We start from the raw sequence: 16,695 nt of genomic DNA, 5'->3' as shown, positions 1-16,695 counted from the left end.
CCCGAAGGACCGGCCCATGAACGTTCGCAGCACCCTGCTTTCCACTGTCGCCGCCCTCGGCGTGCTGATGGGCGCCGGCCTCGCCCCCGCCCAGGCCCAGGCGCCCGCGGCCCAGGTCATCACGGCCGACGCGCGCAGCGCCCTGAGCGGCGGCCTGCGGGACGCCGGCCAGCTGGCCTCGGGCATGGCGCTGGAATATTCGGTCGAGCCCGCTCCCGGCTTCTTCGACCCCGAGGCCCTGTTCGCCCCGCCGACCAACCAGGCCGAGGCCGAGGCCTTCCAGGCGCGGATGCGCAACAACCCCAAATACGGCCCCCTGGCCCTGGCCAACACTGACATGGCGATGTCGGACGGCAAGCTGTTCCTCGGCAATTTCAATGGCTTCAACGCCTATGACGTGACCGACGGCGCGCCCCGGCTGGTCATGTCGGTGGTCTGTCCCGGCGGCCAGGGCGACGTCTCCATCCACGGCGACCTGCTGTTCATGTCGGTGGAAGAGAACCGCGCCCGCCTCGACTGCGGCACGACCGCCGCCACGGGCGAGGTCAACGCCGACCGCTTCCGCGGCGTGCGCATCTTCGACATCAGCGACCTGAACGCCCCGCGCCAGATCGCCGCCGTCCAGACCTGCCGCGGCTCGCACACCCACACCCTGGTCCCGCACCCGACCGACCCGCGCCGGCTCTACATCTACAACTCGGGCACCTCGAACGTGCGCAAGACCGAGGAGCTGTCCATCTGCACCGACGGCCAGCCGGACCAGAACCCCGACACCGCCCTGTTCTCGATCGACGTCATCGAGGTGCCGCTGGACCGGCCGCAGGACGCCGCCATCGTCAACCGCCCGCGCATCTTCGCCGACAGCCAGACGGGCCGCGTCGCCGGCCTGTGGCGCGGCGGCGCCGCCGGCATCGCCAGCCAGCGCACCGCCCAGACCAACCAGTGCCACGACATCACCGTCTATCCCGACATCGGCCTGGCGGCCGGCGCCTGCAGCGGCAACGGCATCCTGCTGGACATCTCGGATCCGCGGAACCCGACCCGGGTGTCCGACATCTTCGACCCCGACATGGCCTACTGGCACTCGGCCACCTTCAACAACGCCGGCGACAAGGTCGTCTTCACCGACGAGTGGGGCGGCGGCACCAGCGCCCGCTGCCGCGCCGAGGATCCCTCGACCTGGGGCGCCAACATGGTCGCCACCATCGAGAACCGCACCCTGCGCGGCCGCGCCTTCCACAAACTGCCCTCGGCCCAGCCCGCCGACCAGAACTGCGTCGCCCACAACGGCATGGTCATCCCCGTCCCCGGCCGCGACCTGATGGTCCAGGCCTGGTATCAGGGCGGCGTCTCGATCATGGACTTCACCGACGCGACCCGGCCGGTCGAGATCGCCTTCTTCGACCGCGGGCCGCTCGAGACCGGCAAGATGTACGTCGCCGGCCACTGGTCGGCCTACTGGCTCAACGGCCGCATCTACGCCAGCGAGATCGCCCGCGGCCTCGACGTGCTGAAACTGGTCCCCGGCGAACATCTGTCGGCGGCCGAGATCGCCGCGGCTGAAAGCGTCCGGGCCGACACCATCAACCCCCAGACCCAGATGCGCGTCAGCTGGCCCGACAGCCCCGACGTGGCCCAGGCCTATCTCGACCAGATCATGCGCTCGCCGACCGCCGACGCCGCCCTGACCGCGCGCATCCGCGCCGGCGTCGACCAGTGGCGCCGCAGCGCGGACGACCGCGGCGGCGCGGCCGACCTGGCCGCGGCCCTCAACGCGGCGGCGGAACGGGCGACCGGCGCCGACAAGGGCCGAATGACGGCGCTGGCCGGGATGTTCGGACGGCGGGCGGGGTAACAGGGCGGGAGTCGCGGCCGGGTTTCCGATCCGGCTGCGCCTGTCGGCCCGGCCCGGACGGGCCTGCCGTGCGCCGCTTGACGGCGGCGCGCGGCGGAGTCCTTGCGGCCGGCGAGGGAACACCGTCCGGTCGGGGACGTTGTGAGGGGGAACTGAAAGAGTAACCCCATGTACAAGCTTGTTCCGATCACCACCGCCCTTCTTCTGGCCCTGGCCGCGCCCGGCGCCGCCCTCGCCCAGGACCACGGCAACGGAAACGGTCGCGGCCACGGCGGCCATGAAGGCGGCAAGCAGGACCGCGGCGACGACCGCGGCGGCCGCGACGACGACGACCGGGGCCGGGGACGCGACGACCGTCCGGGCCGCAATGAGACGCCCCGCGTCGCGCGGTCCGAGGTCCGGGCCGCCCGCGCCGTCGAGGCTGTGCGCGACCGGCGCGGGGACGACGATGACCGCGACGACCGCCGCGAAATGCGCCGCGAGGCCGCGCGTCAGGTCTTCCAGACCCGCGACGGCCGCCCGGTGGTCTATTTCAACCGCGACGACGACCGCGGCCTGATCGCCGGCTGCCCGCCCGGACTGGCGAAGAAGGACAACGGCTGCCTGCCTCCGGGCCAGGCGCGCCGGATCGCCGCCGCCGCCGGCGTCGACCGCTATGAATCGCTGTGGCGCCGGGCCGGCGACGAGTCGCGCTATCGCTACGAGGACGGCTATCTGTACCGCATGAACCCGCAGGGTTCGCTGCTCGGCTATCTGCCCGTGCTGGGCGGGGCGCTGGCGCCCGGCGCGGCGTGGCCGTCGCAATATGCCTACCAGCCGGCGCCCGACTACTATTCCAGCTATTTCGGCCTGCCGCAGGGCCAGGACTACCGCTATGCCGACGGCGCCCTCTACGGCGTGGATCCGCAGACGCAGATGATCAGCCAGGTCGCGGCCCTGCTGACCGGCCAGAACCTCAGCGTCGGCCAGCCCCTGCCCAGCGGTTACGACGTCTACAACGTGCCCGCCGCCTACCGGGACCAGTACGTCGACAACGCCAACGCCATGTACCGCTACAACGACGGCTATGTGTATCAGGCCGACCCCAAGACCCAGCTGGTGACCGCCGTCATCCAGCTGCTGACCTGATCCCTGACCCGACAGAGAGCATGAGCATGACACGAACGATGCGCTGGGCGCTGGCCCCCCTTTGCGTGATGGCCCTGACCGCCTGCGGCGAGGGCACGGGCAAGGCTGACGGCGCGGGCAAGGCCGCCGCCCCCTCGAACCGGACCATCGCGGCGACGCTGAAGGATGACCGGTCGTTCGGCACGCTGGAACGCGTGCTGGACAACGCCGCTCTCGGCGACGTGCTGGCGGGCAAGGGCCCCTATACGGTGTTCGCCCCGTTGGACGCCGCCTTCGCCGCCTCGGCCGGCGATCTCGGCGACGAGGCGATGAAGGCCCAGGGCGCCGCCATGCTGCGGGCCCATATCGTGCCGGGCGCCCTGACCCGCGCCGACATCGTCGCCGCCATCGAGCGCAACGGCTCGGGCGCCGCCGAGATGCGCACCATGGCCAACACCCTGCTGACCTTCTCGAAGGACGGCGACTCCGTGATCGTGTCGGGCGACAACGGCGCCCGCGCGCGCCTGACCGGCGACGAGACCGTGGCCTCGAACGGCGTGGTCCAGCCGGTCGACGGTCTTCTGGTCCGCACCACGGCCGCCCCCGCGGGCTAGCCGGCATTGACCCGGGGCGCGACCGGGGCGACAGGTGCCGTCGCTCCAACCGAGGACCCCCGCCATGCCTGCTGAAGGAAAGGCCCCGCGCCTTGCCGTTCTGATCGACGCCGAGAACGCCTCGGCGCGGATCGCCGAGGCCCTGTTCACCGAGATCGCCACCCTTGGCGAGGCCTCGGCGCGGCGCATCTACGGCGATTTCGCCAGCGCCCAGATCGCCGGCTGGACGCGGGTCCTGGCCAGGTACGCCATCCAGCCGCAGCAGAATTTCGCCAACACCAAGGGCAAGAACTCGGGCGATATCGCCCTGGTCATCGACGCCATGGACCTGCTGCACTCGGGCCGGTTCGACGGCTTCTGCCTGGTCTCTTCGGACGCCGACTTCACCCGGCTGGCGTCGCGCATCCGCGAGGAAGGCGTCGACGTCTTCGGCTTCGGCGAGCAGAAGACGCCCGAAAGCTTCCGCCAGGCGTGCACCCGCTTCATCTACACCGAGAACCTCAGCGCGCCGGCAGGCGAGGAGGCGTCGCCGGCGCCGCGCCGCCGGACCACGGGGGCGGGGCCCGCGCCCACGCCGGCCCCCGCCCCCGGCAAGCGCAAGCCGGCCGAGGCGGCCCGGTTGATTGCCACGGTGATCGCTGACATGGACGAGGACGGCGACGGCTGGGTCACGGTCAGCGGCCTCGGCGACCGGTTGCGCAACGCCTATCCCGACTTCGACCAGCGCACCTACGGCTGCGCCAAGCTGTCGGACCTGATCCGGGGAACCGGGCGGTTCGAAGTCCAGACCGGCGCCGCCGGCGGGGCCATGCGGATCCGCGACAAGGCCTGATCGCCCGGGACCTAGCGCGCGCCCAGCAGGTCGGACCAGCGCCAAGCGCCGCCGCCCAGCGCCAGCCGCGGCGCGCCCGGTCCGTCGGCGAAGGCGATGACGGCGAGGCCGCGCATCGCCTGGGTCCGGCATTCGCGCGGCGCGAAGGCGACCTCCAGGGCGATGGCCTGGCGCACCCCGGCCAGACCCTTGCCCGCCTGGGTCGGGTCCTGGATCCAGTCGCCGTTCCAGACCAGGATGGCCCGACCCGAGGCCGGCATGGCGCGATGGGCCTGGGCTACGGCGGCGCGCACCTCGGGGTCGGCCCGCAGCGCGTCCTGCAGCCGCCGGACCATGTCGCAGGCGCCGCCGGTTCCCGCGCCCGCGCCGCCGCCCCCGCCGCCGCCCGATCCCGAACCGCCGCCCTGACCCGTCCCGGCCCGGAGGGCGCCGGCCAGCTGGGCCTCGCCGATCACGGCCATGGGGGCGACCACGGGAGCCGGGTTGGCGGGCAGGGCGGGGACGTCGGGCGGCGGTGGCGTGCGAACCGGCCGGGGGCGCGGCGCGGCGCGGGCCGGAACCGGGCGCGGCGGAGCGGGCGAAGCAGCGGCGGCAGGCTCGGCCGTGAGCGGACCGGGGGGCGGTTCGGCGATGACCGGAGCCGTGGGCGGCGGCGGAGGAGGGGGCGGTCGGGTCAGGGTGACCACAACGGCTCTCGGTTCGGGCGCGGGCGGAACAATTGTGATCGGGGACGGGGAAGAGGAAGCGAGGACCAGAAACAGCGTCAGATGTGCCGACAGACTCAGCGCGACGGCGGGCGCCCATGCCCGCATCCGGCGTCCGGACGGGGCGGGGCGGCGCGGAGCCGATACGGCCGCACCGGGTGATTTTCCGGTTTGCATCTCGGGGTCTGGCGGCACCTGGACGTCTCGACCGGCGAGCCTGATTGCGCCCGCGCCGACCTGAAGACCATCCGCCCGCGTCAACAAGGTGGCGCCGGAAGGGCGTCCGCCGCCCCCGGGCGGTAAGGCTCAGCTAATGGTCAAGGTGACGCGTTTTGGCCCTATGCGGGTCATCACTCCGCCGTCCGGGTTACGGCAGGTTCAGGTCCGCGCACCTATGCGGGAGCGGCGCCCCGCCCATCAGGAGACGACACTTGACCCGATCGAAACTCAGGACGACGGCCATGACCGGCGTGGTTCTCGCCCTCGGCCTCGCCGCCAGCGGCTGCGCCAGCCACAAATTCGTGCGTGAGAATCTTGCCGTGGTCGACAACCGGGTGACCCAGGTCGAAGGCACGGCCGGACAGGCGCTTGAGCGGGCCAATGCGGCCCACAAGCTGGCGGAAGGCAAATTCCTCTACGAAGTCGTGCTGTCGGACGACTCGGTCAAATTCCCGACCGACCGCCACGCCCTCTCGCCCGAAGCCGAACAGCGGCTGGCAGAACTGGCCCAGCGTCTCAAGGGCGAGAACCGCAACGTCTATCTGGAAATCCAGGGCTATACGGACGCCAGCGGCGACGCCGAATACAACGATCAGCTCGGCGAGGCCCGGGCCGAGGCCGTCCGCCGCTCGCTGAGCCGCCAGGGCATCGCCCTGAACCGGATGGCGACCATCTCCTATGGCGAGGAATCGCCGGTGGCCCCGAACGAGACGCCGGAAGGCCGGGCCCAGAACCGGCGCGTCGCGATCGTCGTCCTCAGCTAGGACGACCCCGCACACGGGCGGCCGGACCTTCGGGGCCGGCCGCCCGCTCGGGCGGCGGAGGCAGACGATTGACGGCGCGCCCCGGCTCGCCTCTTGTGTCGGCCCCTTCGACGCCGAGTAGACCATGACCGACGCCCAGCCCCTCGTCTTCACCGACAATCCCCTGAACCCGCTGGAGGAGGCCCTCTACGAGGCTCTGGCCGACGCCTCGCGCATGGGGTGGTTCGAACGGGTGATGCTCGAGGCCGACCTGTACGCCGTGCCGGATCCCGAGGGCCCCGGCGGGACCCCCGGCGACGACGGGAGCAAGGTGCTGCGCCAGGGCGAGCAGCTGATCCTGCGGGGCCTGGTGCTGAACGACGGCCGCGACAGCGTCAGCCTGTTCACCGATCCCAGCCGGGCGACCCGGGTGTTCGGCGAGGACGCGCGCATCCTCGCCATGCAGGGGCGAGCCCTGCTCAGCCTTCTGAAGGATTCGGTGGTGCTGCTGAACCCGGAGGACGGCAAGGGTCTGTTGCTCAACCCCGACCAGATCAAGGCCGTGCTGGAGCACGAACAGCTGCCGTCGTTCTACCCCGTCTCCGGTCGGGTCGAACTGCATGATGTCGAGCCCGAAAACGAACCCGTCATGCTCACGCAGGTGATCCGGGACAACTTCAAGGCCCCGATGGTCGAGGGGGTGTGGCTGGCGCGGGCCATCTGGCCCGACATCGGCCGGATCGGCTGGTTCCTCGACATCCGTTCCGACCGGCCCGCGGACGAGATGAAGGCCCTGGCGGCGCGCGCCGTGCGCGGCCTGCAGTTCGGCGTTGAAACGCTGGACGTCTCGGTCGGCAAGCCGGACGGCAAGCCGGGCGTGGGTCTGAAGCTGGTCTAGAACCGCACGACGGTCCGCACCGCCTGGCCGTCGGCCAGCCGGTCGAAGGCGGCGTTGATGTCCGACAGGGGGATGACGCCGGTCAACAGGCGATCGACCGGCAGGCGCCCCTGTCTGAACAGGGCGACATAGCGGGGGATGTCCCGGCTGGGCACGCAGGTTCCGATGTAGCTGCCCTTCAGGGTGCGTTCCTCGGCGACCAGCGAGACGACGTTGACGGCCAGGGCGGCCTCGGGCGGGGGCAGGCCGGCGGTGACCGTGGTCCCGCCGCGCCGGGTCATCCGCCAGGCGGCGTCCAGCGCCCGGACAGACCCGGCCATCTCGAACACGAAATCGGCCCCGCCGCCGGTCAGGGCGCGGACCTGTTCGACGGCGTCCGCGTCGCCGGCGTTGACCGTCTGCACCGGACCGAGGGTTCGGGCCAGCGCCAGCTTGTCTTCGGACAGGTCGACGGCGACGACGGGAGCGGCGCCGGCCGCCAGGGCGCCCAGTACCGACGACAGGCCGACTCCGCCCAGGCCGACCACGGCGACGCCCTGGCCGGCCCGCACCCCGGCGGTGTTCACCACCGCCCCGACCCCGGTCAGGACCGCGCAGCCGAACAGGGCCGCGTGCTCGAACGGCAGGTCGGCGTCGATCTTGACCAGAGAGCGGCGCGAGACGACGGCATGGCCGGCGAAGGCGGAGCAGCCCAGATGGTGGTTCAGGTCGCCCGCCGCGTCATGAATGCGGCGACCGCCGGTCAGCAGCTCGCCCCTGCCATTGGCGGCGGCGCCCGGCTCGCACAGGGCGGGGCGGCCCCCGGCGCAGGGGTTGCAGTGGCCGCAGGAGGGCATGAAGACCATGACGACATGGTCGCCGACGGCCAGGTCGGTGACGCCGTCCCCCAGCGCCTCGACCAGGCCCGCAGCCTCGTGGCCCAGGGCCATCGGCAGGGGGCGGGGCCGGTCGCCGTTGATGACGCTGAGGTCCGAATGACACAGGCCAGCGGCCTTGACGGCGACCCGCACCTCGCCGGGGCCGGGCGCGTCCAGCGTCACGGTCTCGATCGAGAGCGGGAGGCTGTCCGCATAGGGGCGGGGGGCGCCCAGGGTACGGAGAACGGCGGCGGTGGTCTGCATGCGGGCACGCTAGGCGCTTGACGCCGCCTCCGCCAAGCCCAAGGCTGCCCTCAAGCGCGCACAGACGCGCCGGGGAAACAACGCGCTCAAGCAGCGAGGCGCCGCGCGCCGAGCGATAGCGCCAAGGGAGACTTCATGACGGGTACGATCGAGCGCACGAAACGCGGCGACTATCGCCGGTTCCAGGCCATCTCCACGCGGTGGATGGACAACGACGTCTACGGCCATGTGAACAACGTCGTCTATTATTCGTGGTTCGACACGGCGGTGAACCGGCTGCTGGTTGTCAACGGCGTGCTGGACATCCACCACGGCACGACCATCGGCCTGGTGGTCGAGACGGGTTGCCGCTATTTCGCGCCGACCGCCTTCCCGGACGAGATCCAGGCCGGGGTGCGGGTCGCCCATGTGGGCACCAGCTCGGTCCGCTACGAAATCGGCCTGTTCCGCAACAACGAGGAAGACGCCGCCGCCGTCGGCCATTTCGTCCACGTCTATGTCGACCGCGAAACCAAGCGGCCGGTGCCGGTGGACGACAAGATGCGCGGCTTTCTGGAGAGCCTGAAGGCCTAGTCGTCCAGCCGGCCCATCAGGGCCAGGGCGCCCACCGCGGTGAGGGCGCCGAGGGTGAAGGCGGCGATGATCGAGCCGGCGGCGACGGCGGTCGACACGGAGACGGGCCGGGTCTCGTACCACTCGACGATGTCGGCCTCGTCGAGGTCGCCGTCGGCGTACAGGTCAGCGTCGTAGATGACGTCTTCGGCGGTCATGGAAACGGCTCCGTTCGGGATGCAGGAAGAATGTCCCGGGGCGCGGGCGGTTCCTGTGTCGTGACAGCGCACGCGGCTTCGGCTAGATGCGCGGGCTCATCCGACGCCGTCCGCGCTCATGCAGCGAGCCGCCGCGCGGCGAACGATAGCGCCCACTTCAAGAGAGCTTCATGGCCGGCCATTCCAAATACAAGAATATCATGCACCGCAAGGGACGCGCCGATGCGCAGCGTTCCAAGCTGTTCTCCAAGCTGTCGCGCGACATCACCGTGGCCGCCAAGCTGGGCATGCCCGACATCGCCATGAACCCGCGCCTGCGTCTGGCGGTCAACAACGCCAAGGCCGAAAGCCTGCCGCGCGACGTGATCCAGCGGGCCATCAACAAGGCCGCGGGCGGCGATGTCGATACGATGGAAGAGGTCCGCTACGAGGGGCGGGGCCCCGGCGGCGTGGGCATCATCGTCGAGGCCCTGACGGACAACCGCAACCGCGCCAATTCCAACATCCGCTCCTGCTTCACCAAGAACGGCGGCCAGCTGGGCGAGATGAACTCCGTCGCCTTCATGTGGAACCGCGTCGGCCGGATCATCTACCCGGCCGAGGCCGGCAGCGAGGACGCGGTCATGGAGGCCGCCATCGAGGCCGGCGCCCAGGACGTCGAGAGCGATCTGGTCAAGCCCGACATCTACGAGGACGCGCCGGGCCACACCATCTGGACGACGTTCGAGGACCTGAACGAAGTGGCCGAGGCCCTGTCGAAAATCCTCGGCGACGCCAAGTCCACGGCCCTGGTCTGGCGCCCGCAGACCGAGGTGCCGGTCACCGGCGAGGCGGTCGGCACGCTGATGAAGCTGCTCGACGCCCTGGACGCCGAGGACGACGTGCAGAACGTCTATTCGAACGAGGACATCTCGGACGAGGACATGGCGAAGTACGCGGGCTGAGGCCGCTCAGGCGAAGCTGCGAAGCTCGTCGGTGACCCAGCCGTCAGGATGCCGTATCGGCCGGCCAGGGCGGCGCAGGCGGAGGATGACGTGCAGGGCGTCCGTCAGATCCATCAGCTGTTCGTCGGACAGTTCGACCGCGGCGCGCAGCACCTCGGCCTTGAGGGCCGAGAAATTCTCGACGTCGAGACACCGGTCGGTCGGGCCGTGCATCGCCCCTCCTGTGAAGCAGCCAACGCCGCCGCATCGGCCCCTAACGCCAAACGCGCCGGGCCGGTTCCGCACGCTTTACGGCGCCGAGGCGTAGGCCTTGACCAGATCGAACAGGAAGTCGCGGCCCTCGTAGAGGGAGCGCACGCGGATGCGTTCGTTGAGGCCATGCGCGCCGCCGCCGTCCGGGTCGCCGAACATGCCGGTGACGCCGTAGGTCGGAATGCCCGCCTTGTTGGTGAACCGGCCGTCGGTGGCCCCCACGGCCATGGTCGGCACGACCGGCACGCCGGGCCACATCCGGCCGGCGATCTGACGGATCGGGTCGAGGATGGCCGGGCTCAGGGTCGGCGGCGGCGATGTCGGATCAGCGGCGCCCAGGGGCGAGATGGCGATGGCCGGGTTGTTCAGCACCCGGGCGATCTCGGCCTGGGTTTCCTCGATCGTATGGCCGGGGAAGATGCGGCAGTTGACGTTGGCGGTGACGCGCTGGGGCTGGGCGTTGGGCGCGTGACCGCCGTTGATCAGCGTCGGGATGCAGGTCGTGCGCATCGTCGCGTTCCAGATCGGATTGGCCGCCGACAGACGCGCCGCCGCCGCCGCATCGGGCGTATCGTTCGCCGTGAGGGCGCGAAGATCGGCGGCGTATTGCGGCGACGTCTCCGCCACGGCCGCGAAATAGGCGCGGGTGACCGGGTTGAGCTCCAGCGCGAAGTCGTAATCCCCGAGCGCCGCGAGCGAGCGCGACATGGCGGCGATGGCGTTGTCCTTGCGCGGCCGGGCGCTGTGGCCGCCGGGGTTGGTCAGCTCAAGGGTATAGTCCTGATACAGCTTCTCGCCCGCCTGGACGTTCAGGGCGACGCGGTTTCCTTCAGCGTCCAGCTGGCCGCCCGCCCCCTCGTTGAGGGCGAAGCCGGCCTGTAGCGCGTCGGGGTGTTCGCGCAGCAGCCATTCGACGCCGTTCCAGGTGTCGGCGGTCTCCTCGCCGCAGGTCAGGGCCAGTTTGATGTCGCGGCGCGGCCGGAAGCCGGCTGACTTCAGCCGCACCAGGGTGTCGACCCAGACCGAGGCCTGGGCCTTGTCGTCGGACGCGCCGCGTGCGTAGAAATAGCCGTCCTCCTCGACCAGGGTGAAGGGATCGCGGGTCCAGTCGGCGGGATTGGCCTCGACCACGTCGATGTGGGCCAGCAGCAGCAGGGGCTCGGCGGACCGGTCCGAACCGCGCAGCACCGCCGCGAGATTGCCGTCCCTGGGGCGGTCGGCCGGGGTCAGGATGCGCACGTCGGCGGCGGGATAGCCGGCGGCCAGGAGGCGAGCGGCCATGCGTTCCGAGGCGAGGGTGCAACTGCCCTGCGACAGGGTGGTGTTCGTTTCGACCAATTCTTCATAGAGCGCGCGGAAGGCCGCCTGGTCGGGGCGGAGAGCCGGCGTCTGGGCCCCCGCGCGCGTGGCGCCGAAGGCGACAAGGCCGATGACGACCGCCGCCACGACGATCAGGGCGAAGACGGCGCGCACCCGCCGGCCGTCGCGCATCGCCTCCCAGGCCCGCTCGTCCAGCCAGTAGCGCTCGCCGTTCGGGCGCACGGCGTCGCACCGGGTCAGCCGCCGCAAGGCCGCGCGGCCGCCGGGGCGTCCGACCGACAGGGGCACCGCCCGGTCCGCCGACGTGGCGCCGTGTTCGCGCAGGGTCTGGACGATGGTCCGTTCGGCCCGCCGGGCCATGGCCACGACGACGGCGCCGCCTGAAGTCGACATGCTGTGTTCTCCCGATCCCGGATCGAGGCTAGCGTGGATCGGCGCGAGGCGGAACAGCGCCGCGCGATCGACCGTCGCCGGAGCATGCACATGACCGACCTGCCGGGTTTCGCCCTGCCCCTGCTCGCCGCCGTCGCGGCCGGCGGCCTGATCGGGTTCGAGCGCGAGTGGCGGGGACGGGCCGCCGGATTCCGGACCCATATCCTCGTCTGTCTGGCCTCGGCCCTGCTGATGGAGGCGGCGGTGTCGCAGGGCGCCTGGCGGTTCGCGCCGCTGGCGGGCACCCAGATCGTCAGCGATCCGACGCGGATGGCGCACGGGGTCCTGACCGGGATCGGCTTCCTGTGCGCGGGCGTGATCTTCCGCTCGGGCTTCTCGATCCACGGGCTGACGACGGCGGCGTCGTTATGGATCACGGCCGCCATCGGCCTTCTGTTGGGCGCGGGGCTGTTCGCCCTCGGCGCGACGGGGGCCCTGCTGACGGCCGCCATACTGGTGGTGCTGAGGCTGGTGGACCTGAAGCTGCCGAGAAGAGCGGTCGTGGACGCGGAAGTGGTGTGGCGGCGCGGCGATCCCGACGCGGAGGGTCATGTCGAGACGGCGCTGGCGGAGGCCGATCCCGCGCGCCGGGCGGACCGGTTCGAACTGATCGACGACGGCGACAGCGTGCGCCGCAGCTTCAGCCTGAGGCTGAACGACGAGGGGGCCTTGAAAGATCTCGCCGCCCGGCTGCGGACCATCGAGGGTGTGACGTCCTACCGGCTGGATCCGCGAAACGACTGACCGGACGACGACCGCTTGATCGCGGGCCGCGGGCGGGGCTAGGCTGAAGATTCGTCAGTCTGCGGAGCGATTTACACACATGAACTGGGATCTGGTCTGGCCCGTCGCGGCGGCCATGACGGCGGGCGGGCTGATCGGCATCGAACGCACCTATCACGGCCATCCGGCGGGCTTCCGGACCCATATCCTGGTGTGCCTGACCTCCTGCCTGCTGATGCTGGCGGCGATGCACCAGGCGACCTGGGCCTTCACCGCCCTGCCGGGACAGACGGTGGTGATCGACCCGACGCGGATGTCGCATGGCCTGCTGACCGGCATCGGCTTTCTCTGCGCCGGGGTCATCTTCCGCGAGGGGTTCTCGGTCCACGGCCTGACCACGGCGGCGTCCCTGTGGGTCACCTCGGCGATCGGGGTCCTGTACGGCGTGGGGATGACGGAACTGGCGCTGATCGGTTCCGGCGCGACCCTGGCCGTGCTGGCCGTGCTGCGGTTCCTGGACGCCAAGCTGCCCCATGTGGGGGTGATGGACGTGGTCCTGCGCTGGAAGCGGGGCCAGGCGCCCAGCGGCCTGGCCGTCCGCGACCTGCTGCGCGGCAACGGGGTGAAGGTGGTCCGCCTCGGTCATGTGATGACCCACGACGGCGCGATCCACGAGCATCATCTCAAGGTCAAGGGACACGTGCCGATCGACATCGACCGCCTGGTGGCCCAGCTCAGCGCCGAGGACGGCCTGGCGGGCTTTTCCATCCTGCCCCGCGAGGAGTGACGGCCGGTCATTGTTCGTCAACCTCGTTTGAGGCATGAATGGAACGAATGACGAACACCTTGATTCCAGATGGGGCGACTCGCATCCTCGGCCTTGACCCCGGTCTTCGCCGCACCGGCTGGGGTGTGGTCGTCGCCGAGGGCTCGCGGCTGCGCTGGGTCGCGCACGGGGTGATCAGCCCGCCCGAGGCCGCGCCGTTCAGCGAGCGGCTGCTGCATCTCCTCGAGGGGGTGGGCGCGGTCTGCGCGGCGCACGCCTGCGACGAAGCGGCGATCGAGGAGGTGTTCGTCAACATGAACCCGGCGTCGACCCTGAAGCTGGGCCACGCCCGCGCGGCGGTCATGCTGGCTCCCGCCCGCTGCGGCCTGTCCGTGGCGGAGTATTCGCCCAACCTGATCAAGAAGGCCGTGGTCGGCGCCGGCCACGCCGACAAGAGCCAGATCGCCTTCATGGTCAAACGCCTGCTGCCGTCCGCGGGCGAGGTGAAGGCCGACGCCGCCGACGCCCTGGCGGTGGCCATCACCCATGCGCAGCTGCGCAAGCGGGCCCTGCTGGCGATGCGGGGGGCGGCGTGATCGGCCGGCTCCGGGGCGTGCTGGCCGAGGTCGAGCAGGACCATTGTCTGATCGACTGCTCGGGCGTCGGCTATGTGGTGTTCTGCGGCGCGCGCACCCTGCAGCGTCTGCCAGCCCCGGGCGACGAGGCCACCCTGCAGATCGAATCCACCTTCAACGCCGAGAGCGGCCCGCGGCTGTACGGCTTCCTGACCCGGGACGAGCGCCGGGCCTTCCTGACTCTCAACGGCATCCAGGGCGTCGGTCCCAAGGCGGCGCTCAGCGTGCTCGACGTCCTGCCGCCCGGAGAGCTGGCGGCGGCGGTGGCGCGCGAGGACAAGGCGGCGGTGGCGCGGGCCAACGGCGTGGGCCCCAAGCTGGCCCTGCGCATCGTCACCGAACTGAAGGGCAAGCCGCTGGGCGACGTCTCCTTCACACCGAGCGCGCCGGGCGTTCATGCCGAAATCGCGCCGCCTCTGCCCAGCGTCACCGGCGAGGCGGTCTCGGCCCTGCTCGGTCTCGGCGTGGCCGAGGTCAACGCCCGCCGCGCCGTCGACCAGGCCCTGATCCGTCTGGGCGAGGAGGCCGAGCTGTCCGCCGTGATCCGCGCCGCCCTGCAGGAGCTGGGGCGGTGACTCTCTCAACCGATCATCCCGGCGAAAGCCGGGACCCAGTGCTTTGGGCGACCCGGTCGGACCGCCGATACGCTGACGCCAATCCCATGCAGACTGCCCCGCGAAAGAACCGGGTCCCGGCTTTCGCCGGGATGCACGGAGTTTCCGGGGTGCGCCCATGACCGACGACCGCATCGTCTCCGCCGACCCCGCCCCCGGCGAAACCTACGACCGCGCCCTGCGGCCCCAGACCCTGTCCGAGTTCGTGGGTCAGGAGCAGGCCAAGGGCAATCTGAAGGTCTTCATAGACGCCGCGCGCGGCCGGAACGAAGCGCTGGACCACGTCCTGCTGTTCGGCCCGCCGGGCCTCGGCAAGACCACCCTGGCGCAGATCGTGGCCCGCGAACTGGGCGTCGGCTTCCGCGCCACCTCGGGCCCGATCCTGGCCAAGGCCGGCGACCTCGCCGCCATCCTGACCAATCTCGAACCGCGCGACGTGCTGTTCATCGACGAGATCCACCGTCTCGCCCCCACGGTCGAGGAGATCCTGTACCCCGCCATGGAAGACCATGTGCTGGACCTGATCATCGGCGAGGGGCCGTCGGCGCGCTCGGTGCGGATCGATCTGGCGCCCTTCACCCTGGTCGGGGCGACGACGCGGGCCGGCCTGCTGGCGACGCCCCTGCGCGACCGCTTCGGTATTCCCCTGCGGCTGGAATTCTACACGCCCGATGAACTGGTGCGGGTCATCACCGGGGCGGCGCGCAAGATGGGCGTGGCGGTCGACGACGAGGGCGCGCGCGAGATCGCCTCGCGCTCGCGCGGCACGCCGCGCGTGGCCGGGCGGCTGCTGCGCCGGGTGCGGGACTTCGCCGGGGCCGAAGGGTCGCCGATGATCGACCGTCTGGCCGCCGCCCGCGCCCTGGCCCGGCTGGAGGTCGACGAGGCCGGGCTGGACGCCAACGACCGCCGCTTTCTCAAGGCCCTGATCGAGAACTATGGGGGCGGTCCCGTCGGCATGGACACCCTCGCCGCCGCCATCGCCGAGGCGCGCGACGCCGTCGAGGACGTGATCGAACCCTATCTGCTGCAGCAGGGCTTCATCCAGCGCACGCCGCGCGGCCGCATGGCCTGCGCCCGGGCCTACGCCCACCTCGGCCTGACCGAACCGCCCCGGGGACCGGAGCAGGGCGGACTGTTCGGGGGCAAATAACCCGCGCATCGCGCTGTCCGCCCGTCCACGGCGAAAGCCGGGATGCACGGAAGGGGAGGCGGCCCCTTTCCGCCATCGCCGAACCCCTTCATGCTCCGCGTGAAGGAGAGGCGCATGGCGCGAAGGGCGATCCGAACCGACCGGCTGATCGCGGTGCTGGGCGCCGCGGTGCTGCTGCTGGGCGCGGTGATCGTCTGGGGGGCGGTCCGCACCTCGCGGCCGGGCGTGGTCGAGGAGCCCCCGGCCCGGCGGGTGCTGCGCCAGGCCCGCGAGCAACTGGGCCGCACCGCCGAGATCCGCCTGCTGGACGAGGGCCGGGGCCGCGTCGTCTGCGGCTATGTCGGCCGGCGCGGCGAGAGCGCGGCGTACAGCTTCATCTCGCGCCCCAACCGGATCATGATGAGCGACGATCCGCTGGCGACCGAATTCCAGGCCATGCTGCGCGCCGACTGTCCGCACCTGCCCAGACCGCCGGCGACGACCCCATGACCGACCAGCCCACGACCGGCCGATTCGAGGGCCGCGAGCACCGTCTGCCCGTGCGGGTCTATTACGAGGACACGGATTTCACCGGCCTGGTCTATCACGCCAACTATGTCCGCTATTTCGAGCGCGGCCGGTCCGACTGCCTGCGGCTGATGGGGATCGGCCACGCCGACCTGCTGGACGGCGACCAGCCCATGGCCTTCGTGGTGACGAGGATGGGGCTGAACTTCCTCAAGCCCGCGCGCATCGACGACGCCCTCATCGTGCGCACCTGTTATGACGCGGTGAAGGGGCCGCGGTTGCTGATCTCCCAGACGGTCACGCGCGGCGATGACGTGCTGTGCCGGGCGGATGTCGAGGTCGTGTGCATCCATATGGATGGACGGCCCCGGCGGCCCACGCGGGCGCTCGTGGAAAAGGTCGGCCCGTGGCTGGCGCGCGAAGCGTAGCCGTTTCCCCCGCCTGACGCGTGTAGACGGGTGACGTCGCCGCCACACCTCGCTAGAC

20 protein-coding genes are annotated in these 16,695 nt (G+C 71.2%); 15 read left to right on the top strand and 5 right to left on the bottom strand.

Features of this window, described 5'->3' with window-relative positions; all coding sequences use genetic code 11:
• The first annotated feature begins 16 nt into the window (after nt 1-16).
• The 4 genes from ASD59_RS09020 to ASD59_RS09005 all read left to right on the top strand — a co-directional run bounded on the left by ASD59_RS09020 (nt 17) and on the right by ASD59_RS09005 (nt 4,408).
• Entirely contained in the window at nt 17-1,855 is a 1,839-nt protein-coding gene (locus ASD59_RS09020; RefSeq protein WP_055831025.1) for an LVIVD repeat-containing protein, read from the top strand.
• A 168-nt stretch (nt 1,856-2,023) separates the two neighbouring features.
• Nucleotides 2,024-2,983, top strand: a complete 960-nt coding sequence (locus ASD59_RS09015) for a hypothetical protein (protein WP_055831022.1) — start codon at nt 2,024-2,026, stop codon at nt 2,981-2,983.
• A 26-nt stretch (nt 2,984-3,009) separates the two neighbouring features.
• Complete coding sequence (locus ASD59_RS09010; RefSeq protein WP_162246628.1) at nt 3,010-3,576, top strand: fasciclin domain-containing protein; 567 nt, start codon at nt 3,010-3,012, stop codon at nt 3,574-3,576.
• Nucleotides 3,577-3,640: 64 nt separating this feature from the next.
• Nucleotides 3,641-4,408, top strand: coding sequence for an NYN domain-containing protein (locus ASD59_RS09005; protein WP_055831018.1), 768 nt, complete (start codon nt 3,641-3,643; stop codon nt 4,406-4,408).
• Between the two features lie 11 nt (nt 4,409-4,419).
• Here the strand turns inward: ASD59_RS09005 and ASD59_RS09000 are convergent, their stop codons facing one another.
• On the bottom strand, nt 4,420-5,094 hold the full coding sequence (locus ASD59_RS09000; RefSeq protein WP_156376986.1) for a hypothetical protein: 675 nt from the start codon (nt 5,092-5,094) through the stop codon (nt 4,420-4,422).
• A gap of 449 nt (nt 5,095-5,543) precedes the next feature.
• On the opposite strand from ASD59_RS09000, the gene ASD59_RS08995 reads away from it, so the two are divergent.
• On the top strand, nt 5,544-6,095 hold the full coding sequence (locus tag ASD59_RS08995) for an OmpA family protein (protein WP_055831013.1): 552 nt from the start codon (nt 5,544-5,546) through the stop codon (nt 6,093-6,095).
• A 124-nt stretch (nt 6,096-6,219) separates the two neighbouring features.
• Nucleotides 6,220-6,972 (top strand): SseB family protein, encoded by a 753-nt coding sequence (locus ASD59_RS08990; RefSeq protein ID WP_055831011.1) that lies wholly within the window; start codon nt 6,220-6,222, stop codon nt 6,970-6,972.
• Here ASD59_RS08990 and ASD59_RS08985 read toward each other — a convergent pair.
• Nucleotides 6,969-8,093: a zinc-dependent alcohol dehydrogenase family protein gene (locus ASD59_RS08985; RefSeq protein ID WP_055831009.1), complete on the bottom strand. Its 1,125-nt coding sequence runs from the start codon at nt 8,091-8,093 to the stop codon at nt 6,969-6,971. The two genes, ASD59_RS08990 and ASD59_RS08985, sit on opposite strands and share 4 nt — an antisense overlap.
• A gap of 135 nt (nt 8,094-8,228) precedes the next feature.
• Between ASD59_RS08985 and ASD59_RS08980 the strand changes: the two genes are divergently transcribed.
• Entirely contained in the window at nt 8,229-8,666 is a 438-nt protein-coding gene (locus tag ASD59_RS08980) for an acyl-CoA thioesterase (protein ID WP_055831007.1), read from the top strand.
• Here the strand turns inward: ASD59_RS08980 and ASD59_RS08975 are convergent.
• Nucleotides 8,663-8,863 (bottom strand): hypothetical protein, encoded by a 201-nt coding sequence (locus ASD59_RS08975; protein ID WP_055831005.1) that lies wholly within the window; start codon nt 8,861-8,863, stop codon nt 8,663-8,665. The genes ASD59_RS08980 and ASD59_RS08975 overlap by 4 nt on opposite strands.
• Nucleotides 8,864-9,033: 170 nt before the next feature.
• Here ASD59_RS08975 and ASD59_RS08970 point away from each other — a divergent pair, with 170 nt between their 5' ends.
• Nucleotides 9,034-9,807, top strand: coding sequence for a YebC/PmpR family DNA-binding transcriptional regulator (locus ASD59_RS08970; protein ID WP_055831003.1), 774 nt, complete (start codon nt 9,034-9,036; stop codon nt 9,805-9,807).
• Between the two features lie 6 nt (nt 9,808-9,813).
• Here ASD59_RS08970 and ASD59_RS08965 read toward each other — a convergent pair whose 3' ends face one another.
• Entirely contained in the window at nt 9,814-10,020 is a 207-nt protein-coding gene (locus ASD59_RS08965) for a hypothetical protein (protein ID WP_055831002.1), read from the bottom strand.
• Nucleotides 10,021-10,095: 75 nt separating this feature from the next.
• Nucleotides 10,096-11,772, bottom strand: coding sequence for a M20/M25/M40 family metallo-hydrolase (locus ASD59_RS08960; RefSeq protein WP_200943625.1), 1,677 nt, complete (start codon nt 11,770-11,772; stop codon nt 10,096-10,098).
• 90 nt (nt 11,773-11,862) lie between these two features.
• Between ASD59_RS08960 and ASD59_RS08955 the strand changes: the two genes are divergently transcribed.
• From ASD59_RS08955 to ybgC, 7 genes are all read left to right on the top strand, one after another.
• On the top strand, nt 11,863-12,555 hold the full coding sequence (locus tag ASD59_RS08955; protein ID WP_055831277.1) for an MgtC/SapB family protein: 693 nt from the start codon (nt 11,863-11,865) through the stop codon (nt 12,553-12,555).
• A gap of 79 nt (nt 12,556-12,634) precedes the next feature.
• Entirely contained in the window at nt 12,635-13,321 is a 687-nt protein-coding gene (locus ASD59_RS08950; protein ID WP_055831000.1) for an MgtC/SapB family protein, read from the top strand.
• Between the two features lie 47 nt (nt 13,322-13,368).
• Entirely contained in the window at nt 13,369-13,896 is a 528-nt protein-coding gene (gene ruvC / locus ASD59_RS08945; protein ID WP_055830998.1) for a crossover junction endodeoxyribonuclease RuvC, read from the top strand.
• On the top strand, nt 13,893-14,510 hold the full coding sequence (gene ruvA / locus ASD59_RS08940) for a Holliday junction branch migration protein RuvA (RefSeq protein WP_055830995.1): 618 nt from the start codon (nt 13,893-13,895) through the stop codon (nt 14,508-14,510). Before ruvC ends, ruvA begins: the two co-directional genes overlap by 4 nt.
• 157 nt (nt 14,511-14,667) lie before the next feature.
• Nucleotides 14,668-15,702, top strand: a complete 1,035-nt coding sequence (gene ruvB / locus ASD59_RS08935) for a Holliday junction branch migration DNA helicase RuvB (protein WP_055830993.1) — start codon at nt 14,668-14,670, stop codon at nt 15,700-15,702.
• A 114-nt stretch (nt 15,703-15,816) separates the two neighbouring features.
• Entirely contained in the window at nt 15,817-16,191 is a 375-nt protein-coding gene (locus ASD59_RS08930) for a hypothetical protein (RefSeq protein WP_055830991.1), read from the top strand.
• Nucleotides 16,188-16,637 (top strand): tol-pal system-associated acyl-CoA thioesterase, encoded by a 450-nt coding sequence (gene ybgC, locus ASD59_RS08925; RefSeq protein ID WP_055830989.1) that lies wholly within the window; start codon nt 16,188-16,190, stop codon nt 16,635-16,637. The genes ASD59_RS08930 and ybgC overlap by 4 nt, the downstream gene beginning before the upstream one ends.
• Nucleotides 16,638-16,695: the final 58 nt, after the last annotated feature.

Source organism: Brevundimonas sp. Root608, from assembly GCF_001427825.1.
In the GTDB taxonomy this organism is placed as follows: domain Bacteria; phylum Pseudomonadota; class Alphaproteobacteria; order Caulobacterales; family Caulobacteraceae; genus Brevundimonas.
This window is presented reverse-complemented; position numbering and strand designations above follow the sequence as displayed.